This window comes from Advenella sp. FME57 (assembly GCF_014897675.1).
Classification (GTDB): domain Bacteria; phylum Pseudomonadota; class Gammaproteobacteria; order Burkholderiales; family Burkholderiaceae_B; genus Advenella.
The window spans coordinates 1-17494 of record NZ_JABUXU010000033.1; the positions used below are offsets into that span (position 1 = coordinate 1).

Sequence of the window (17494 nt, forward strand, 5' to 3'; positions counted from 1 at the left end):
TGCTCATAATAATCTCCATCTGTGAGTATTATGAGGCTTAAAAGTGTCTAGTAAATCCTGGCCGATTCAATATATAGCCAACTATAGACACGCAACAATTATTTGCATTTTGTCTCAGAAAAGCCACCCCCTCTCTTCATTGATTTGCGACACCAAAAGATATAAAACTTATAGAGTAGCGATCCTTGCCAATAGGCAGCGAGCCGACTTTTGTTTTTTGGTTAAATTCCAGGGTCATCAAATTAGGGAATAAAGGAGTAAGTGCCGCCAAGTGCTCGGCTGCTGCCCCATCGGAAGTAAATGAAGTATTTGCCAGTCCAGGCCTTTTTTTCGCCTTCGAAAAACACGGGACGACTTGCATTTACGCAAAATCCCTATCCTGCATGTAGTCTTTAATGAGTGTCTACTTCGTTCATCGGCAGGGTGTCGTTGTAAAAGTAATCAAGTACAAATATAGTACAAATATAGTACAAATATAGGGATAGTTGGTTTATATATTTATTTATTGGTTTTAGAGTAGTGTATTAATAGTAATAAATAGAACTAGACAGATTTGAAAATAGAATTTTATCGGTGCATTTATAATTAAGACATCTGCGGCTGAGTTTATGAAAAATCATCCCGCTCGAAAAAATTTATCCATTTTGGAGCTACTTCGGGAGGATATTATCGAGTTAAAAAATGCTGGTTATAGCGTTCCTCAGATCATAGAAGTTTTAGCCGTCAATGATATTAGAGTAAGCAAAACGGCATTGATTTCGTTTCTACAAGTGCGTATGAGATCATCTTCTCCGACCCTTGAATATGAGAATAAACCTGCAAGCATGGTCGGTTTTGAAGTATCAGTAGTGAGTGATCGGCGAACGAGCTGTTGTGAAAAAACGAAAGAACAAGTTCCTTCTGAGATGAATAAGCGAAAACTGGTCAAAAAAATTGACCGGGTTATTGACGTGAACTCTAAGCCGAGCTGGATTGACGATGATATCAATCTAGCGGAATTGATTTAATTGTACTTTTCTAAAAAATATGCGGTTTTTTTTTCACTTGACCGTCTGTGATTGGAGTGCTGCGGTAACCCCCCATTTTTAACAGTAAGCAACAGTAGAATGGAAATGGTCAGGTTGACAACACATGAATCTCGACATGAACCAAAAATGGTCGAGTCAAACAATTACTAAACTACGGACGGTTTATGCTGACTGATGAACAGCTTGATTTGTTGATGAAGTTTCGGCCAGCCGCACGCCGTCTGGAGATACCAAAGAAAGATAGAGGAAGGCCACAACAGCGTTTAGCTCCTAAGCATAAACAAGATAATCCCGAGTCTGGTGGGCCAAAACCGCCCAAATCTCAATTTGGGCCTATCTTGGCTGCCTGCCGCCCCGAATGGCTTGATAACGGTGAGCATCGTCGGTATTTCCCCCCGGCAACTGGAGAACAGCAAGAGTGTAACCAGTGGTTCAAATCAAAATATCAGCCCACTTCGGCGGACTTGAGCTACGTTGGGCGCATTCACATTAGTGGGTCAATGCCAACCATTAAAGAAGCATTCCCAGGGATTAAAGATCCGAAACAAAATCCCGACTACATTCGAAAACGCTGCAATCATTCAAAAGGTGGCACTCCATTTTTCGTTAAAAACATCGATAATAACGTTTTGTATTGCTTTCAGAGGGGGCGGATCGCATGGTTCAAGTTTCCTGGAAACAAAAAAGAGCAATTTATCCCATGCTGGTTGTCGGCAGATGACTTTTATTTCCCGGAAGCTGGCAAGAAATTTTTCAAGTACAACTTGATCGATTGGCACATGGAAGCATCGATGGATCCTTTTGTCAAAGATGGATTAATTGAAATCTGGGCCAGAAAACCTTCTCTTGTGAGGCTTGACGGTCAATCTCCAAGCAAAAAAGCACATAAAAAGAAAAAAATTAATGTTGTTTGCAACATCTCTGGGCTCGAGAGGAAGGAGGACGTTGAAAAAGGTGCCAATGCCGAAAATGAAACAGAGGCAAAAGCCACATTCAAAAGAGTTAAAAAGCCTCAGAAAGTCAGACAGCCAGTCGTCGGTCAAAATTCCATTGACAAGGCACTGATGGAAAAAGAGGTGCGCGGTACGTTTCGCGTAATTTTGTGTGAGCGATGCCGCGGTGGTGAGTTAGATCACTGTCCAGAATGTGATGGAACGGGGTTCAAGAAGGTCTATGGTGCCGCGGAACCTAAGATCTCTAACATTAAGCTGTCGCACCGGCCGGCTGCGGTAGGAAGTCTTAACATTCCCCATGGTCATTTCAAAAATGCTGAACAATCCAGTTCAAATGGCACCGGCGATCATGCGTCGATCGGACGAAGCGATCCACTGGATAAAAGCAGAGGAATGGGCTACAGCGCAAGAGATAATGGTCTATATGGATCTATTCCGTCATATGACGATTTTGATGAGTAGCAACCCGTAACTCAGGCGGATTTTTCACTTGGCGCGCCGTCGACACCTTTTCAGGCAGAGACAAACCCCTTGCACAAAGAATATACGTTATTTCCAATCTGAATTACACTATTAAAACTGTGCAATAAAAGGTAAGCGTTCGGGAACACACATTGACATGGCCGCGTAAACGACCATTATCTTTGCACGTGCAACAGGTCCAGTTTTGCGGCAACAGTTCTTCGATCCGATTGTTCGGATGAGAGGGCAGGCGTGTTAGGACGTCTTTAGATAGCATACGGATCACGCCCATTCGTTTGGCGGACTGGTTCAGGCTCATAGCGGCCGCGACTCTGTGGCCGGCTCGTTGCGAACCGGCAAACAGCCTGTTCTTGCGACCCAGGGCGATGGGGCAGATCTGATTCTCAATCCAGTTATTATCGATCGGCAACCTCCGTAATCATCACATACGAGTTCACCGCGCCATTCCTTCCGGAAGGCCCGAGCATGAGCGCCCGCGCGAACTTCGGTAAAATCATAGATCACTGCCTTAATGTCCTGGAACGCGCCCGGGGTATAGGCCCACAGATAAGCGCGATGCGTCTTGTTGTTGCTGGGTTGCAGTACCTGCACGGGTGTCTCGTCTACATGCAACGCTGGCTCGCTGAGAATCACTTGGCGCTGCGCATCAACCAGTGGCAGCAAACGCACCCAGCACCGAAGACCGACGTGCTAGTACTGGATGACCGGGGGATGGGGTCTATCGACAGCAAGACGCATTCGGATTTGCTGGAGATCATTGACCATCGCGCTGCCCGCATGTAGTCATTAAAGGGTGCCTGCTTCGTTTGTAGGGGGTGTTGTAAAAGTAAACTAGTACATATATAGTACAAATATAGGTCTAGTTAAATTTAAATATTTATTGATTAGTTTTAGAATAGTGATAAATAGAACTAGGCTATTTTGAAAATAGAATTTGATCGGTCCATTTATGTTTAAAATATCCGCCTCTGAGTTTATGAAAAATCATCCTCCGCGAAAAAATATTTCCATTTTGGAGCCACTTCGAGCTGAGATTATCGAACTCAAAAATGCTGGCTATAGCATTCCTCAGATCATTGAGTACTTAGCCGTCAATGAAATTAGGGTAAGTAAAACGGCATTGATTTCATTTCTGAAAGTGCGTATGCGTTCAACTTCTCTGGCCTCCGAAGAGAAGGATAAACCTGAAAATAAGGTCCTCTTTGAAGCAACAGAATTTAGTGATCAGCGAAAGGGCTTTATCGAAAAAACGAAGGAACAAGTTCCTTCTAAGAGGGCGGAGCGAAAACTGGTCAAAAAAAATGGCCGTGTTATTGATGTGAACTATAAGCCGAGCTGGGTTGATGATGATATCAATCTTGCAGAATTAATTTAATTGTACTTGTCCCAAAACTATGCGGTCTATATTTTCTCACTGAGAGACAAAGTACAGTCTGGTGCAGCGGTTTGGTACCCGGGAATAGGGATTCGGATCAGCTCCGACGGGGAATGGTGTCTCTATGCCAATACCGAGTTATATCATGCCCATTTTGGGTTTTTATCGCCGGTGGAAAGCGGGGAGCGCTTTTTCCCTGGGGGCAAGTCATATCGTTTGATCTGTACCGTTTCGCATTCCGCGTCGGCCGCTTTCGACCCGGAGCGGAAGTTTGACAGAAAAATCTGGATGGCCGTTCCGCATCGGTAGTTGCCAGCCATCGACGAATCGTGGACGGCAACACGCTTCTACATAGCGGACATATGCGGAGTGCGATAATTACCGTATCTCGCCAGCATTAGCTTGTGCAGGAAATGTTGGCCAACTCATCTGTGGCTCAGTTGTTAGCCTTATCTCGTGTGTACTGTCTCCAGGACCCCTCCTTTGCGGTAACGCCATGCGCAGTTGGCACGAGTGTACAGATTTTCGCGTCTATCCCATCGTTTTGAAGCTTGCGCAAAAAGTAACGCGCTTGCAGGACGTCATGGGTAGCGATCACAATCTGAAAGCCGTGGTCGACAATATAGTCACGCAGCAAATCGAAAACTGCGGATGCGTGCACCAGATCATGATGTTGTGTCGGATCGTCGAGCAGCAGCGCTTTCCAAGGCGACCATTGGTGGCTCATGGCCATTGAAAGCAGGAAGGTCAGCTGGAGGTCAGTCAGCTGTGCCTCGCTTGCAACGGCGGGTACCGGGGCCGATTTATTGCCCAGTGGTACAAGGACTTCGGCCCTTTCTCTGTTGTAGTGGGTGAAGAAGTTGAGGCTTGCTTCGTGGAACCTCGTTTCACGCACGACCCGCTTGAGCAGTGCCTGCCAGCGGGGTATAACCTTTAGGACGTGTTTCTGAACGTTACCGATTTCCTTCTTCAAAAAAACATCCAGGGCGTCCATGGCTTCCGAGAGTTTGGTTAAATCGGCCAGCTGTATAGCGGCAATCGTGATTTGTTCGTTGAGGTCTGCGAAGAAACTCTCTTCTGTGCGATCCAGGCGCTGCGCATCGATGAGTCGTTGCACCAGCTGCGATTCTTTCACCTTGGCCCAAGCCGATATCTCAACCCCCAGATTTTCAAGCCCCCGCAGATTGCTCTCCAGTCCAGCTAACGCCGAACGCAGTGTGCTGGCGCGGGCTTGAGCGGCTTCTGAGAGGGGGTCGCCCTCCAGCCCGAGCTTGTGCCAACTGGCGCGGAGCGACGCGAGCTGGGATTCGGCGTGCCTGATCGCCTCTTCAGTGATTCTCACTGCGTTGCCCTGCTCTTGCAGCTGGCGTTGTTGCGCATCTAGCGCCGACTGGACAGTATCCACTTGCCCGTTAAGCATACTAATTCGATCGTCTAGTTGTTTTTTTTCTAAGGTCAGCTCTTCGAGTGTTCGCGCAACGGGTGCGTCCGTCGTACGGGCAGATAACGTGGTGACCGCTTGATCGAGTCGAGTGAGCGCCTCGCTGTGCTGAACGCGTGCCTGATCGAGTACGGTAACAGCAATATCGAAGGCGTGCTGGGCCTGCTCGAAGGCTTCCTGAGCGACCAATGGCTCTAGACCGGAGCGCCGATCTGTCAGGTTTTTGTGATTTTCTGAAATCCCATTCAGCTGCACCTTGAGCGACTCTTTAGCAGATGGTACTGAATCGCTGGTCAAAACTGGGTCGAGGCGATACTGAACTATTTTCCGCTCCAAGGCTCGGCGAATATCGTCTAACGTCGCAAGCTTAGTCTGGCAATCCCTCACAGCTTCGTGCGCGGAAGCCACTTTAGCGTCGATCGCAGCCGAAGCATCTACAGCGGCTTTCAATTGCTGATCGGCCGAGGTCAGGCTTGGGTTTATCGCCTGCAAAGCCTTGGCTACGCGCTCCTGCAACTCCGCTGCACCATGAGGATACAAACACAGCGGGCAGCTTTTTTCATCTGACGGTAGGTATTCGGCGATCGAGGCCACCGCTTGACGAATTGCATCTGCAGAAGAGCCTAATGCCTGATAATGAACTCTGATCTCGTTCTCGGCAGCTTTGCACGCTTCCTGGGCAGCACGCTTTTCAACCAACTCAGCGTTCAAATGGGCGAGAACCTCTCCGAGAAGATCTGACTCTGTACGGTTCTCCTTCAACCGCTCTTCGGCGGCTTCCCACTCGATGAGCACCCGCTGACCTTCGAGCAGCTGTTTCTTGGTCTGATCGAGGGATTGAAGCTGATTGTCGAGCTGAGTGTGCTGATTCCGGATTTTTAGGTTGCGCTCATGCTTATCCCGTAATGCTGCACATTGTTCTTCGGCGCTCCTGACAGCGGTCGCAGCCTCGGCCAACGCCTGGTGACGATGAGCGACTTGCTGCCTTGCACTAGCTTCATTGACCAGTCGCTCAAGCGCTTGCCCAACGCTGACACGCCCCTGTTGAGCGAGCTGGACATTGGCCTCGTGCTCTTGGAGCAGCGTCGCGCTTTCCGTTCGGATCTTCGAGTGACTGTCGAGCGTTTCGTTGGCAAAAGCCAGTTGGGTGTTGAGCGTCTCAACCCGAGACCGTAGGGCACTGAAGCTTTCGACGAGGCCGTTTGCTTCGGCCATACCTACGATAAGCGCTTGCACATGCCCGACTTTAATACGTAAGAGGTCCACCAGCGCGGAATGGGCGAGCGCCAGCGTGTCCTGATTCACGGGGTCGGATAGTAGTCCGGTAGGGAGTTGTTCAAGACTCTGCGTCTGGACAGCTGCCTCTGTGATGGTCTTGGCAAGGTGTTCCTGGGGACGCAAGGCACCAATCGCGCCGGCTACAGCGATATCGCGTTCTTGGACAAGACGATTCCACTCTTGCAGTTCTCTCTCAAGTTCAATCAACCCCTGCTGTTCACGGCTTTTCTGCTCGGTCAAAGACCGTCGCACCGAGGGAAGAGTAGCCCCAGCCCGGGAGCCCTCACGCCCGATAGGAAGTTTCGCCAAGTGGGAACCGGCTTCCTTATCGTCAGCCTTGACGATCCATTCATTCTCTCTTTGATCTAACAGATGTGTTAGCCGCAGGAGAAATGGCAGGTCGCTCTTAGGGACACCTGGGAAAAGGGCAGTCAGATCTCCTTCCTGAGTAACTTCGCCAGCCGCATTGACTTTGGATGTCGCGCTAAAATCAGCGAAATTCAAACTAACCTGGGCGAATGCCTCGTCATCCCGAATGACATTATTAATGTCGTTGTGAAGGCGGGCAATTTTACCAGTGAGGCCAAATTCGATGGCCTCAAACAAGGTAGTTTTACCCGTGCCATTGGGCGCGAGGATTATAGTTGCGCCTGGACTTAGCTCGATCTCGACACCAGGCCCGAATTTGCGCAGATTCGATAGCATTATGGAATTCAACTTGCTCATTGCTGATCCTCGCTGCCAGTCATCGACGCGCGCAGCGATCGCGCAATATCGGCTCCGTTGGTATTCGACAGCAGCTCCGTCTTCCAGAAGTTAATATGGCTTTTTGTCCACGATTGAGCGGAGGAGAGCGCTTGTAACGCCGCGACCAGCGGTTCACTTAGCGTTTCAGCATTTCCTGGTGGGTCAAGCGCCGCGAGGAATGTGCGGTCGAGGAACTCCATCGGCGTTTCTTGCTGCCTAGCTACAACTTTTCGACAGAATCGATCATCCGTTTCAATGCGAATGGCCTCATCATGAGTGCCTTCTTTCAGAATGATGAACATGAACAAGTCGGACGTTTCCGGTTCCGGTAAGACGTCACGAACACTAGCGGCCCACTGATGAGTTGCTTTGGCCGAATGCGATGGAAGTTCGATCAACAGAACAGTTCGCCAGCCGGCTCTCTCTATGTGAGCACGTTTGAGTCGCAGGATTAGTGAGGCGTGATCAACCTCTGGAAGCCCCATCTCATCCGCCAGTTGTACCACATATCGACCTTCGGAACGCTGGCTTATCGCCTGGGCCAATTGTTGCAATGTCATCATGATCAGTATCCTTTTTCACAAGCTTCGATTGCCGCTTCGCGTGCCTGATGCCAGGCGTTCCAGCACTTTTGAAAATATGCTTGCAGCTTGTCCAGAGTGCCTGTTCGTAGCTGCTTATAAACTTGGGATCGGGTGACAAGCAGGCGTGGTTGGCGCTCGGCTGCCATGCTGTGGCCGGCTTCCAAATCCTCAGCCATACCTGCCTGCAGCAACTCAGTCGCAGATTCCTCTACGCCTGAAAGTATGACTACAGGTGGTGGAGACTGGCCCAGCAGCTTGCGGAGATTGCCATCACTTAAGAGGCGAGGCCCATCTGTGTCTGCTGGTTCGCCGGACCAGTGGCGCAGGGCGATGTTCAGCACATCACCAATCGGTTCGATTGAACGCCAATGGGTGCCGCCAAGGCCCACACATGCGAGTAGCAGCATAATGATTGCGGCTTCCATCAGTTCCACAGTGCGGGGCCCAATACGCAGAGCATGCTTGGCATTAATGCCTTCGGTTTGGGGGTACATCATCTGCTCTAAAAGACGCAGGCGGGCGTCTGGATCTTTGTCTAGCTCAGCTCGCCAGATCAGCCACTTTTCTGCCATGGCAACCGATAGATCATGGTCGTTGATGCAGTTAAGCTTTTTTCCGACGCAAACCTGAAGCTGTTGCCACACAACATCATTCATCGCGCTGTGAAGATCATCGGACTCGACTTTGGTGCCAGAAGGTGAGGAGAGCTCGCGTCCCTTGGCACATAAAAGAGCCTCGGAGTTATCAAACCAGTGGAGATTTTCAAGATCCCGCTCAGTGTCCCCAAGCGTGCTTCGCAATTCATTGTGTGCGCCTTGGCGCCACGCGTGCTCTCCAAGAAGCAGGGATTCGCTGCCCTGTTTCAGATGCAGCGCCAACCGAAGAATTGCGGAGGGCAGGGAGAGCGCCTTGGTGGGGCGAACGTACTCAGCATGCAGTCGAAACTTTCTGTTCGGAACTGTCTCGGCCCAGTAATGGTTGACGATTTGCGCGGCAGGATTGTGAGGGAGAATGGTCGGTGCATTGCCGAGGTCGTGCGTGCCGGCGACTGTCCAACCTAGCCCGGGTATAGGGTTTACCAGGTACTGCGTCCAGGTTTGAACACCTGGTCGAAGCAGCTTCTGAAGGTGCTTAGCCGCAGTATGACAACTCACCGCGTTAGTGTCAGTCGTGCTGTCTCCGATGTAGTCCAGCAGCACACTCAATGTCATGGCTGAGTCGCTGAAATGCCTGTCGAGCGAAATACGCGCTCCGGCTACTAGCGTACTTTCATCACCAACGCAGTTGATTTCCAGAATCCGCATCTTTTCGACGACATGAGTCCAGTCTTTGAACCCGCACCACGTTGTGAGCCACGTGTAGACATTCTGAGTGGACTTATCATCGCGCTTGGAAAGATCGGTGATATCTACGCCGTCCTTACGACAGAGATCCCAGACCTCACGCAGATGGGTGATCTTGATTATCTCCTTGTCCTTGCCTTTGATCTGAATCTCAGGCCCGGGCAGGGTCAGCGAAAAGGTGCGCTTGGACGGTTTTTCGCCGATTCCGGGGGGGGGCAGGCTGCCAGACTCTTCAAGACCTTATCGAGCTCGGAGTCGAATTTCCCGCCAGATGGAGCCTTAGGATCCTCTTCGGCGGTCGCGGCTCCAGAGGTTTTGTTGGCTTTTGCGGTTCTGGCGACTTGCTCTTTATTACGGGGTTTGTAGGAGGCTAAATAGGCCGCTTTGTCGAGATGCTTTTCACAGAAGCTGCTGGTTTGCCGCTTGATTTGCAGGTGCTCCCAGTGGTCATCGCTGTGATAGATGACCACATCGTCCCATCCAGCAATACCACCTTGCTCGGCGCCAATGCCTAAAGGGGCAGGGCGCCCATCCAGGAATTTATCTAGCATGTCCGACAAACGCTGAGCAATTACCAGCTTTTCGTAGCGGCTTTTTTGCTCAAGCCGGAACCGTCTGATCATTCGAATCCCTCCAATCGAACCCTGCATTTCTGGGTTCTGTCTCCACAAGCATAACCAGGTGCTCCGCTTTCCATGAAGAGCGAGTTAAGCGTGGAATGACTGTAGTAGTAGGTGCCATTTACAGAAGCGACTGCACCGATGACCGAGTTTGGGATCTTGTTAAACACACGTTACTCCAGACGTCCAAAGTTTGAGTTCAACAGGCTGAGCAGCTTTTCGCACAGGTTCGATCCGAAGCGGTCGTGAGGATTTGGGCCTCGTTTCGGTTCGTCGCGTCTCAGAACCCTTGTGACGTCTGCTCGCAACAAATTTGAGCTCTCCAAAATGCTCTGGAATAGTAACATACTATGTGATAATGTAACTTTAAATTCAATAATGCACAATTGCCAGGTCAACGCTAATCATCGCATCTCCCCGGGAGAAGCCCGTCTAAAGGTGCGGAATGGGCGAAGCTGGGACCACTACTGCTCGGTATGCGCAGAAATTATTATCGCGCGCAACTTTGCCAGCTGACCGCTCTGCGAGAACTGAAACCGGCGGAGTAGAGCGGAGTCCGAAACTGAGCAAACGGCGAAGCCACGGAGGTAAGATGTTAAGTGAAGAAGAGCTTGTTGCGCATCGGCGGGGGAAGTGGTCGGTGCCGAGCGTGCCTCACAAGGGATGGCATTGCGTCGACGTTGAAGACCTTGGTGCGCCTCAGCAAGAGTGCGAGATGTGCGAATCACAGACGATTCGCTATGTGCATCACATGGAGCATCCTGAATATCCCGATGCGTTAGCTGTCGGCTGTGTCTGTGCCGGTCACATGGAAGGCAGCCTGATGGCAGCGCGACACCGTGAAGCATCAATGCGCAGCCGCACCGCGAAGCGTGCGCGTTGGCTCAGCCGCACGTGGAAGGTCTCCACCAAGGGTAATCCGACAATCAAGGCTGACGAATTCCGCGTCACGGTTTATCAACGCGGCAGCGGCTATGGCGCTACTATTGCGGCGCTTGACGGTTCAACCCTACAGCACGCGCGCCGCAATTATCCGACGCTTGATCAAGCCAAGTTCGCAGCCTTCGATCACATCACGCGCCTGCTTGCACAAGTCTCACAATAGCTGCTATCCACTGTTTGTGGAGGAGAAAGACTCGCTGCTATCACTGCTTCGGCTGCCGGCTCTTCATCATAAACGGGGAACAAGCGGTATTCATTAAACTTCCTTTTGCAAAGAACAAGCTTTAATGGAAGTAACACCGATAGACGGCTATTCATTATGAGTGGAGATATGCTGAAATCAGTGTAAGTACTTGGTTTTATTGTGGTGCCCGGGGCCTGCATCGAAAACCATCTTGTATCCCGCATGAATAAACATTCTCTGTAACTTCAACAATGCTAGGGGACCGATTGGGGTGCGTTTAACAAATATTTTCTTTATCGTCGCGATATTGCAACAATACAAAATCAATTCAAATCATTATTTATAAAAGCTATTGTTGCGATAGAAAAAATTATTAGTATCGTCGCCATTAATGATACTTAGATGCCTTGAAATCACTATGGCCAATATGTCATAGTATTTATGTCCCCTGAACCTCATTGAATCGATTGGTGGAATCGGCAGAGAAGTCAGAAGAAGGGAAGACCCGGTAATCAACCGCGGGTAGATTGTGGATCCGTACCACGACAAGGCAAGGCTATGCGTGTACATAGCTTTTGAATAGCTCCTCTTGCCTTGCTGCTCAGACTGACTCGACGCTGGTAGACCTTGTGGTCTGGGGTGGCTCCCCTTTTATTCCAGGACGGCACAGCAGCACCCTTCTTAATAACTTCAATCCGGGGCGTTACCGTGATAATCGGCAGCGCTCCAAAAATATCCGAATCGGAGCTTTCCACAATGAATGTAGTTGAAATCGAATCACCCCTCAAATCGCTTGCTGACGACGGTCTGCTAACGCTCTCCCAGGCCGCCAAGAAAGTGGGTATCCACCGCGCCACTCTCTATCAATGGATCAGTGATGGTAAATTTCCGAAGCCAGCAAAAATCAGCGGAAGAAATTATTTCCGCCTCCCAGTTTTGAAGGACTGGTTAGACCAGAACGCACCCGAAGCCAAATTTGATCGCGTCATCGTTCGATCCTAATCGGTAATTAAAAAGCCCGCCATTCTCATATGGCGGGCTTTATCACGATTGGCGTCGTGATTTACTAATGGGTATCAAGGCCTCAATTTTATCAAATCGCGAAATTGAATTCAATTGTTTTCGCGAACTATTATCCCGTCGACTTGGCCGGGCGGTACTGGCTCGCGCATTGAGCATCGTGCAGTCAAGTCTCCAGGAACTAGGCGGCGGTCCGAACAGAGTTGAGCGGCGGCTACGGATAACGCTGCGCTGGTGCAGGAACAACACAGACCCTAGCTTAAAACTAGAATCTCGGCCTGATCAAATCGCCAAGGCGTATCGTCAATCACAACACAATTCCAAGCATTCCAATGCTCATAGCCATCATCTCGACCATGCACGTGCTGTGCTGGCAGTTTGCAACGAGCTCGGACTGAGGCCCGACCATCGGAATTCGATAGTCGGACAGGCTGAGCGATTGTCATCACGTGCTCGGAATTTCGAAGATAACAACATTTCAGCTAAGCTCAATCGTCGGCAGGAGCCCGGCCACCAGAAATATAATATTTCCAAATCGAACAAAATCAATTCAATTCGCAGGCATGTGGATCTTTGCGCGCAGGTGAAAGGACTGGATTCGCTGCGAGATGAAGGATGGACAATCAGGGTGTACACACTAGTTCTACCCTCTGGTTATCACTCTATGGCTCGTCATGAGTTCGGGCTGGCCGGTGCGCCAGATGCTAAGGTATCCAAGAAAGTTTTGCTAAAAATAATTAATTCTGCATTACCAAGTCGAAACATAAAAAAAATCATCGCCGGGGTCTGGCGAGTAGAACAACACAAAGACGGCACGCTGCATCTGAACTTGATAATCGCGTTCAAAAATCAGACTCATATCAATAAGTTTGAAAACAAACTAAAAAAAGCATACTTGACCGAGACATACTCAGGCTGGAGTTTCAAAGTTATTGCAGGATTTGGCTTTTCCCAACGTCCGGTTTTTCCCTGCAACGGGTTCCCGCTTCCGCCCAGAGGTTCCAACCATAAGCCGATCCCAATAGTCGCGGATACCATTACTTGCACTGACCATCTAGCGCGGTGCGTGAGTTACCAGCTTAAGGGCCTGGGATCAACGATGCCTCGATTGATCGAGGGACGTGTATATTCAAAATTTGGTGCGCTCCATGGAACCGATAACGAAGAACAAACAGAGTCAAAATTACCAGAGTCTGAATCAGAGATCGAAAAGGAGGTATCCGCAAAAAATGCAAGTGCGGAATTTATCCGTATAAAGATTTACCAAGGCTGCCTTAATAAGAGGTGCAGCCTGTTGGTAAGTTTGTGGCGCGGAGTTAATCGACCGCGTTTTGCAAACCCACTTGCCCGGGGGCCACCACACCTATTGTCGTCTTTCGTCGCCAGTTTGCTGTTTTGAAAAATGCTGATTACGATTTGCGCATTATTTCAATATTTGAGAAAAAGATGGCAAGAAAAAATCCAAACGAACAGATCGCCGCAGCCCGCGAAATGCTTGCTCGGGCCCAGGCGCGCCAGCGTCAGGTCGACACTCGCGTCAAGATAGTTACTGGCGCGTTAGCTCTGGGCTGGCTACGTAAAGATCCGCGAGCCGCGCGTGCTTTCCTCGCGCACATTCAGGCAAACCCGGTGCGCGATCAGGATGCGGAGCTACTGGCCGAGCTTTTTACAGAGTTGCGAGCGATCATTCTGACCGCACAGCAACAATCTCAGGCAAACCATGTTTCTTAGCATGGGAGCCGCACCGGCGAGTGAGGGGCTCCCAGAGGGCGCACATAGCCTCATCCAAAGGATGAGTCATGTTCGTTGGGTGCTGCGCCCAATCCAGCTTAACATCGCCTTCGCGATGGGCTTCGCCCCAACGACTTCGTCGTCGGTTCCCCTTTAAGGCTCCGACCATGGTATCCGATTCATTCGTTGATCGAGCAGCCGAGCTGGCGCGCCGTCGCGAAATGGACCGCGCTGGTCGCCAAGCTGATCGGAGCACTCGAAAGCTGGCGGCATCGGACAATCGCCAGCGAGGCCCCCGTGCTCCTAAAACAGCCTCCCGATTCCATTTCAATAAAAAATATTCCAATCGAGCCAAGGCGCACCGTGCACCATCGTCTGCGGTTGTGAAACTCAAATATGATTTTCGATTAGATCGCCCAGAAGGTGAACGAAACGACTTGGATTTTGTTTATGTGTGCGGACCCGATGGAATACCAGAATCAGCCCTTGATCCTATTCAAATGGCCTTTACCAGTGAGGGTGCATTAGGCCGAAAAGCCAACTTGAAAGCCAGGATCATGGGCCATGATACGATCGCGCTACCAGCCGATTTGACCAAATCCCAACGTCACGAATTGGTTCGAAATCTGGCCGACCATTATCAAAAAACGTTAGGAGTGCCGGTCTACTGTGCCGCACACCTTCCAGATAGTGGGAATCGCAATTATCACCTCCATCTATCGCATCCCCTTCGGAACGTTCATGATGACGGCAAAGGCGGTTTTAGGCTGGGCGAGAAGATTGTGTTTGAGCAACGGCCAAATGTTCGAAAAGAAGCTGGATTAAACCCAACGAATCATAATGATTTGAAAAATCTTCGAATGAACATTGCCAACATAATCGCCGACTCAATGTTTGATGCCGGGCTAGATTATCAACAATCTGAACGATGGCGACATGGTCATTTGAGGCTGTCTCAGCAACTTCAAGAGGCCTCCAAACGCGGCGATACCCAATTTGTCGACGACAACTTTGGTCGTGATCCTACGCGCCACGAAGGTCCCAATACGGCTGAATGGAGCGTTCGCCCTAATGACCCAAAACGAGCTGCCGCCATCGCCCATAACCACGATATTGACACGTCCGAGGCTGGGCCAGAATTCATTACTCGAACATTACTAAATCGTATTCTGGATCAATCCAACAAAGCCGGTATCACTGATCCTGAGCAGTTCAGGATGCTGGCCCGGGATCTTGGTCTGAACATTCACTGGGTTCGGATGAACGGCAATAAAACAACACCTGTGAGCGGCGTTCAGTACCAGATTGTCGGCGGCCCCAAAATCGCAGGAAAGCAGGTGGGCGCAAGTATCGGAGACCTCAAACGCCGGTTCGGCTGGGCCGAATCACCAGCCTATCACCGATACCCTGCCAAAACTGGCCCTGAATTTGAAAAATACTCCCAGTGCGTCCTCGATGCCGGGTTGAATATCACGCCCGGCACAACTAAAGACCTATTACCCAACGCCATCGCCGCCATTCATCAAGAGGCCGACCGCCTAAAGACGCAGGCCGTTCAGTCATCCCCTCCGGTCGTACCCGCCGCAGGCGATGCAGCCAGCCCCCAACAGAATTTCCACCACCTTGAGAGCGAACAAATGAAAGCAATCCATCAACCCGATCAGTCAGATGGGGAACAACTTGCAAAAGCGGCAGGCATTGTCGCCACAGCGGCCTCAGCCGCAAAATTTATACCCGGCGCTGCACCGGTAGCCTCGGCGGTAGAAGTCGCCGCTAGGGCCACCCAGGCTGCAGTAAAGATAGACCAAGCCAGCGGGGGTGCAGCGTCTAAATTATCCCCGATGGCTGGAATCAAAGGTATCGGCGATGCACGACCTGCTGCCCATTCCCCAGCAGGCCAAACACATCAGTACCGTCCAGGCCCTCGCCCTCGCGGTTAACCATTACCAACCCCAATCAATCTTTCGAGGACTTTGTATGATTTCCAAACCCGAAAAAAAATCCACCCTGCATGGCCCATTCATCCGGGCGTGGCGATGTTCAGAAACCACAGTTGAAGACTACGATAGTTGGCAAAACGTATCGCAGATTTCCACCATTTACACAAACGACAATTCCGTCTTTATCGGACTCGACGATGATCGTCATTTTGAGGTTGCCCGATGCGTTGACCATCTTGCCGCCGAGACGGAATTGCACGGGGTCATCAACATCTTGTCAGGCGGCACTGCCAGCTAAGCTAAACCATCAAATCGGCGCGCAGGCTTGCCCTGCGCGATATACAGGATAAAAACTATGCCCCAGCAATACACCCCGCCACCGATTTCCACCCCACCGGAAAATACAACACCCTATCAGCGCAATCTATGGCTACGAACCCCGGAGGGCCGAGCATATATGGGAGCTAAAATAGCTCGGGCAAAAAGAGAAAAGCGCTATCTATGGAAGTACGAACAATTTGTCCTACCTGACGATTCCCTTGTGCGTTCAACCGCATCTGGTCCGGTACCAGCGCCAGCTCCCGCGCCAGCTCCCGCGCCAGCTCCTATCCACATGCCAACTCCTGATGATCAGGACCCGTGGGACTTTGACCCATTGGCAATATTGGTAAATGCCAAATAGCGCCCGACGGGCGCACGCATCCAGGAAAGCGGCCATGCCGCCAACATCGCAGGTCTTCTAAAGGTTATTGAATTATGACCATGATCATTGATTCACCACTTTCTGCACTCGTCGTACTCGGCAGCAAAGCCACGAGCGCCCAAAAAAGCGCTGCATTAAATTACTTAACCGAACTTTACATCTACTGCCGAGGGCGGCGAGCAGTACTGAAGCCGCTGGAAATAATGGGCCTGCACGAGCTGGACGAAAACTTATGGATGATCTGGCACGCAATGAGATTGCAAGACGACGACCACCACCATTTCCGGCGCAAGCGTGCAGCGGCGTTTGATGCACTTTTCATCCGGCAACTGGCATCGGCCCAGCGGCGTATGCGTCTACCCAGCATCACCCCTCGGATCAGAAATGCCAGCCGCGTAGGACTTTCTATGCGCCGTGGGCGGCATCAGCGTCAGTAAAGGGCCCGCCTTCTTGCGTACAGGGTGCGGGGGCGCTGCCCCCCTGTCCGAGCACCCTCGACCCCCCGGGCTTGCCAGCCCCACCCTATGGGCGGTTCCCACGGCAGAAGCAGCCGGCGTTGCCGGTCCGGTATCCATTAGCAAAAGTCTTATTTAGTCAATATCTAATTTCGGTAAGTTTCTCACGATTTTCATCGTCTCCAGACTGACGGTAATGACACGTAGAAACAACTCAAGTGGGTATTTAGGATTGCCCATGGTTTCAATAGCCCAATCATTGGCGTCATTTACGATACCGCTGTCTTTATGGGTACTGACACACTGGCGCTCCACAACCCAATCGAGCGCCGGTTTGCCATTGACGACATACTCATAGGCTTCAAGCGGAATACCTGTGACTGTAATTTTGTTGTTGTAATGCAGTGTCGTCAAATCCTTATCTTTGCCTCTTTTCCCATATTTCATCTTCAGTGCACGGTAGTCGTCGGGGTTTTGGCCGCCACCCGTTACTGTTGCCGGGTACATCGCTATGGACTCGTAGTTCAGATGCAAATCGGCCAGATCGCGACCTGCCTGACTGAGACCCCAGAAGACGGTAGCGGTTTTGACGCACGGGATGCGAGGTAGCTCTGTAACTACCCCGTAAAATAATACAGATTACTCGTAGAATTTCTTTTAAGCTAAA

Annotated in this window: 16 protein-coding genes and 2 pseudogenes; 11 read left to right on the forward strand and 7 right to left on the reverse strand. The window is 50.6% G+C overall.

The window, feature by feature from the left end; all coding sequences use genetic code 11:
* Positions 1 to 136 precede the first annotated feature (136 nt).
* The gene (locus tag INT32_RS21405) at positions 137 to 361 is read right to left on the reverse strand and encodes a hypothetical protein (RefSeq protein ID WP_193090714.1); all 225 of its coding nucleotides are present in this window, start codon (positions 359 to 361) and stop codon (positions 137 to 139) included.
* A 247-nt stretch (positions 362 to 608) separates the two neighbouring features.
* On the opposite strand from INT32_RS21405, the gene INT32_RS21410 reads away from it, so the two are divergent.
* Both INT32_RS21410 and INT32_RS21415 read left to right on the forward strand, forming a co-directional pair.
* Complete coding sequence (locus tag INT32_RS21410) at positions 609 to 1007, forward strand: hypothetical protein (RefSeq protein ID WP_193090715.1); 399 nt, start codon at positions 609 to 611, stop codon at positions 1005 to 1007.
* Positions 1008 to 1192: 185 nt separating this feature from the next.
* Positions 1193 to 2443, forward strand: coding sequence for a hypothetical protein (locus tag INT32_RS21415; RefSeq protein WP_193090716.1), 1251 nt, complete (start codon positions 1193 to 1195; stop codon positions 2441 to 2443).
* Between the two features lie 199 nt (positions 2444 to 2642).
* Here INT32_RS21415 and INT32_RS21425 read toward each other — a convergent pair.
* Positions 2643 to 3133: pseudogene (locus INT32_RS21425) on the reverse strand (transposase); the annotation flags it as partial.
* On the opposite strand from INT32_RS21425, the gene INT32_RS21430 reads away from it, so the two are divergent.
* A complete protein-coding gene (locus INT32_RS21430) occupies positions 3071 to 3247 on the forward strand; it encodes a hypothetical protein (protein ID WP_193090731.1) in 177 nt (58 codons plus the stop codon). The pseudogene INT32_RS21425 and the gene INT32_RS21430 sit on opposite strands and share 63 nt — an antisense overlap.
* A 166-nt stretch (positions 3248 to 3413) precedes the next feature.
* Positions 3414 to 3839 carry a hypothetical protein gene (locus INT32_RS21435; RefSeq protein WP_193090719.1) on the forward strand — a complete coding sequence of 142 codons (426 nt, stop codon included), beginning with the start codon at positions 3414 to 3416 and terminating at the stop codon, positions 3837 to 3839.
* Between the two features lie 436 nt (positions 3840 to 4275).
* On the opposite strand, the gene INT32_RS21440 is transcribed toward INT32_RS21435, so the two are convergent.
* The 4 genes from INT32_RS21440 to INT32_RS21455 all read right to left on the reverse strand — a co-directional run bounded on the left by INT32_RS21440 (position 4276) and on the right by INT32_RS21455 (position 9855).
* Complete coding sequence (locus INT32_RS21440; protein ID WP_193090720.1) at positions 4276 to 7284, reverse strand: AAA family ATPase; 3009 nt, start codon at positions 7282 to 7284, stop codon at positions 4276 to 4278.
* Positions 7281 to 7868: an ABC-three component system middle component 1 gene (locus tag INT32_RS21445; RefSeq protein ID WP_193090721.1), complete on the reverse strand. Its 588-nt coding sequence runs from the start codon at positions 7866 to 7868 to the stop codon at positions 7281 to 7283. Before INT32_RS21445 ends, INT32_RS21440 begins: the two co-directional genes overlap by 4 nt.
* A gap of 2 nt (positions 7869 to 7870) precedes the next feature.
* Complete coding sequence (locus INT32_RS21450; RefSeq protein WP_193090722.1) at positions 7871 to 9193, reverse strand: ABC-three component system protein; 1323 nt, start codon at positions 9191 to 9193, stop codon at positions 7871 to 7873.
* Positions 9194 to 9399: 206 nt separating this feature from the next.
* Complete coding sequence (locus INT32_RS21455) at positions 9400 to 9855, reverse strand: hypothetical protein (RefSeq protein ID WP_193090723.1); 456 nt, start codon at positions 9853 to 9855, stop codon at positions 9400 to 9402.
* 589 nt (positions 9856 to 10444) lie between these two features.
* Here INT32_RS21455 and INT32_RS21460 point away from each other — a divergent pair.
* The 7 genes from INT32_RS21460 to INT32_RS21490 all read left to right on the forward strand — a co-directional run bounded on the left by INT32_RS21460 (position 10445) and on the right by INT32_RS21490 (position 16809).
* Complete coding sequence (locus tag INT32_RS21460) at positions 10445 to 10957, forward strand: hypothetical protein (RefSeq protein ID WP_193090724.1); 513 nt, start codon at positions 10445 to 10447, stop codon at positions 10955 to 10957.
* Positions 10958 to 11734: 777 nt separating this feature from the next.
* Positions 11735 to 11980 (forward strand): AlpA family transcriptional regulator, encoded by a 246-nt coding sequence (locus tag INT32_RS21465; protein ID WP_193090725.1) that lies wholly within the window; start codon positions 11735 to 11737, stop codon positions 11978 to 11980.
* Between the two features lie 67 nt (positions 11981 to 12047).
* Positions 12048 to 13397: a hypothetical protein gene (locus INT32_RS21470; RefSeq protein ID WP_193090726.1), complete on the forward strand. Its 1350-nt coding sequence runs from the start codon at positions 12048 to 12050 to the stop codon at positions 13395 to 13397.
* Positions 13394 to 13729, forward strand: coding sequence for a hypothetical protein (locus tag INT32_RS21475; protein ID WP_193090727.1), 336 nt, complete (start codon positions 13394 to 13396; stop codon positions 13727 to 13729). The genes INT32_RS21470 and INT32_RS21475 overlap by 4 nt, the downstream gene beginning before the upstream one ends.
* 167 nt (positions 13730 to 13896) lie before the next feature.
* Positions 13897 to 15669, forward strand: coding sequence for a MobA/MobL family protein (locus INT32_RS21480; RefSeq protein ID WP_193090728.1), 1773 nt, complete (start codon positions 13897 to 13899; stop codon positions 15667 to 15669).
* A 37-nt stretch (positions 15670 to 15706) separates the two neighbouring features.
* Positions 15707 to 15967, forward strand: a complete 261-nt coding sequence (locus INT32_RS21485) for a hypothetical protein (RefSeq protein WP_193090729.1) — start codon at positions 15707 to 15709, stop codon at positions 15965 to 15967.
* Positions 15968 to 16425: 458 nt separating this feature from the next.
* Positions 16426 to 16809, forward strand: a complete 384-nt coding sequence (locus INT32_RS21490; protein WP_193090730.1) for a hypothetical protein — start codon at positions 16426 to 16428, stop codon at positions 16807 to 16809.
* Positions 16810 to 16962: 153 nt separating this feature from the next.
* Here the strand turns inward: INT32_RS21490 and INT32_RS21495 are convergent.
* Positions 16963 to 17430: pseudogene (locus INT32_RS21495) on the reverse strand (type ISP restriction/modification enzyme); the annotation flags it as partial.
* Positions 17431 to 17494: the final 64 nt, after the last annotated feature.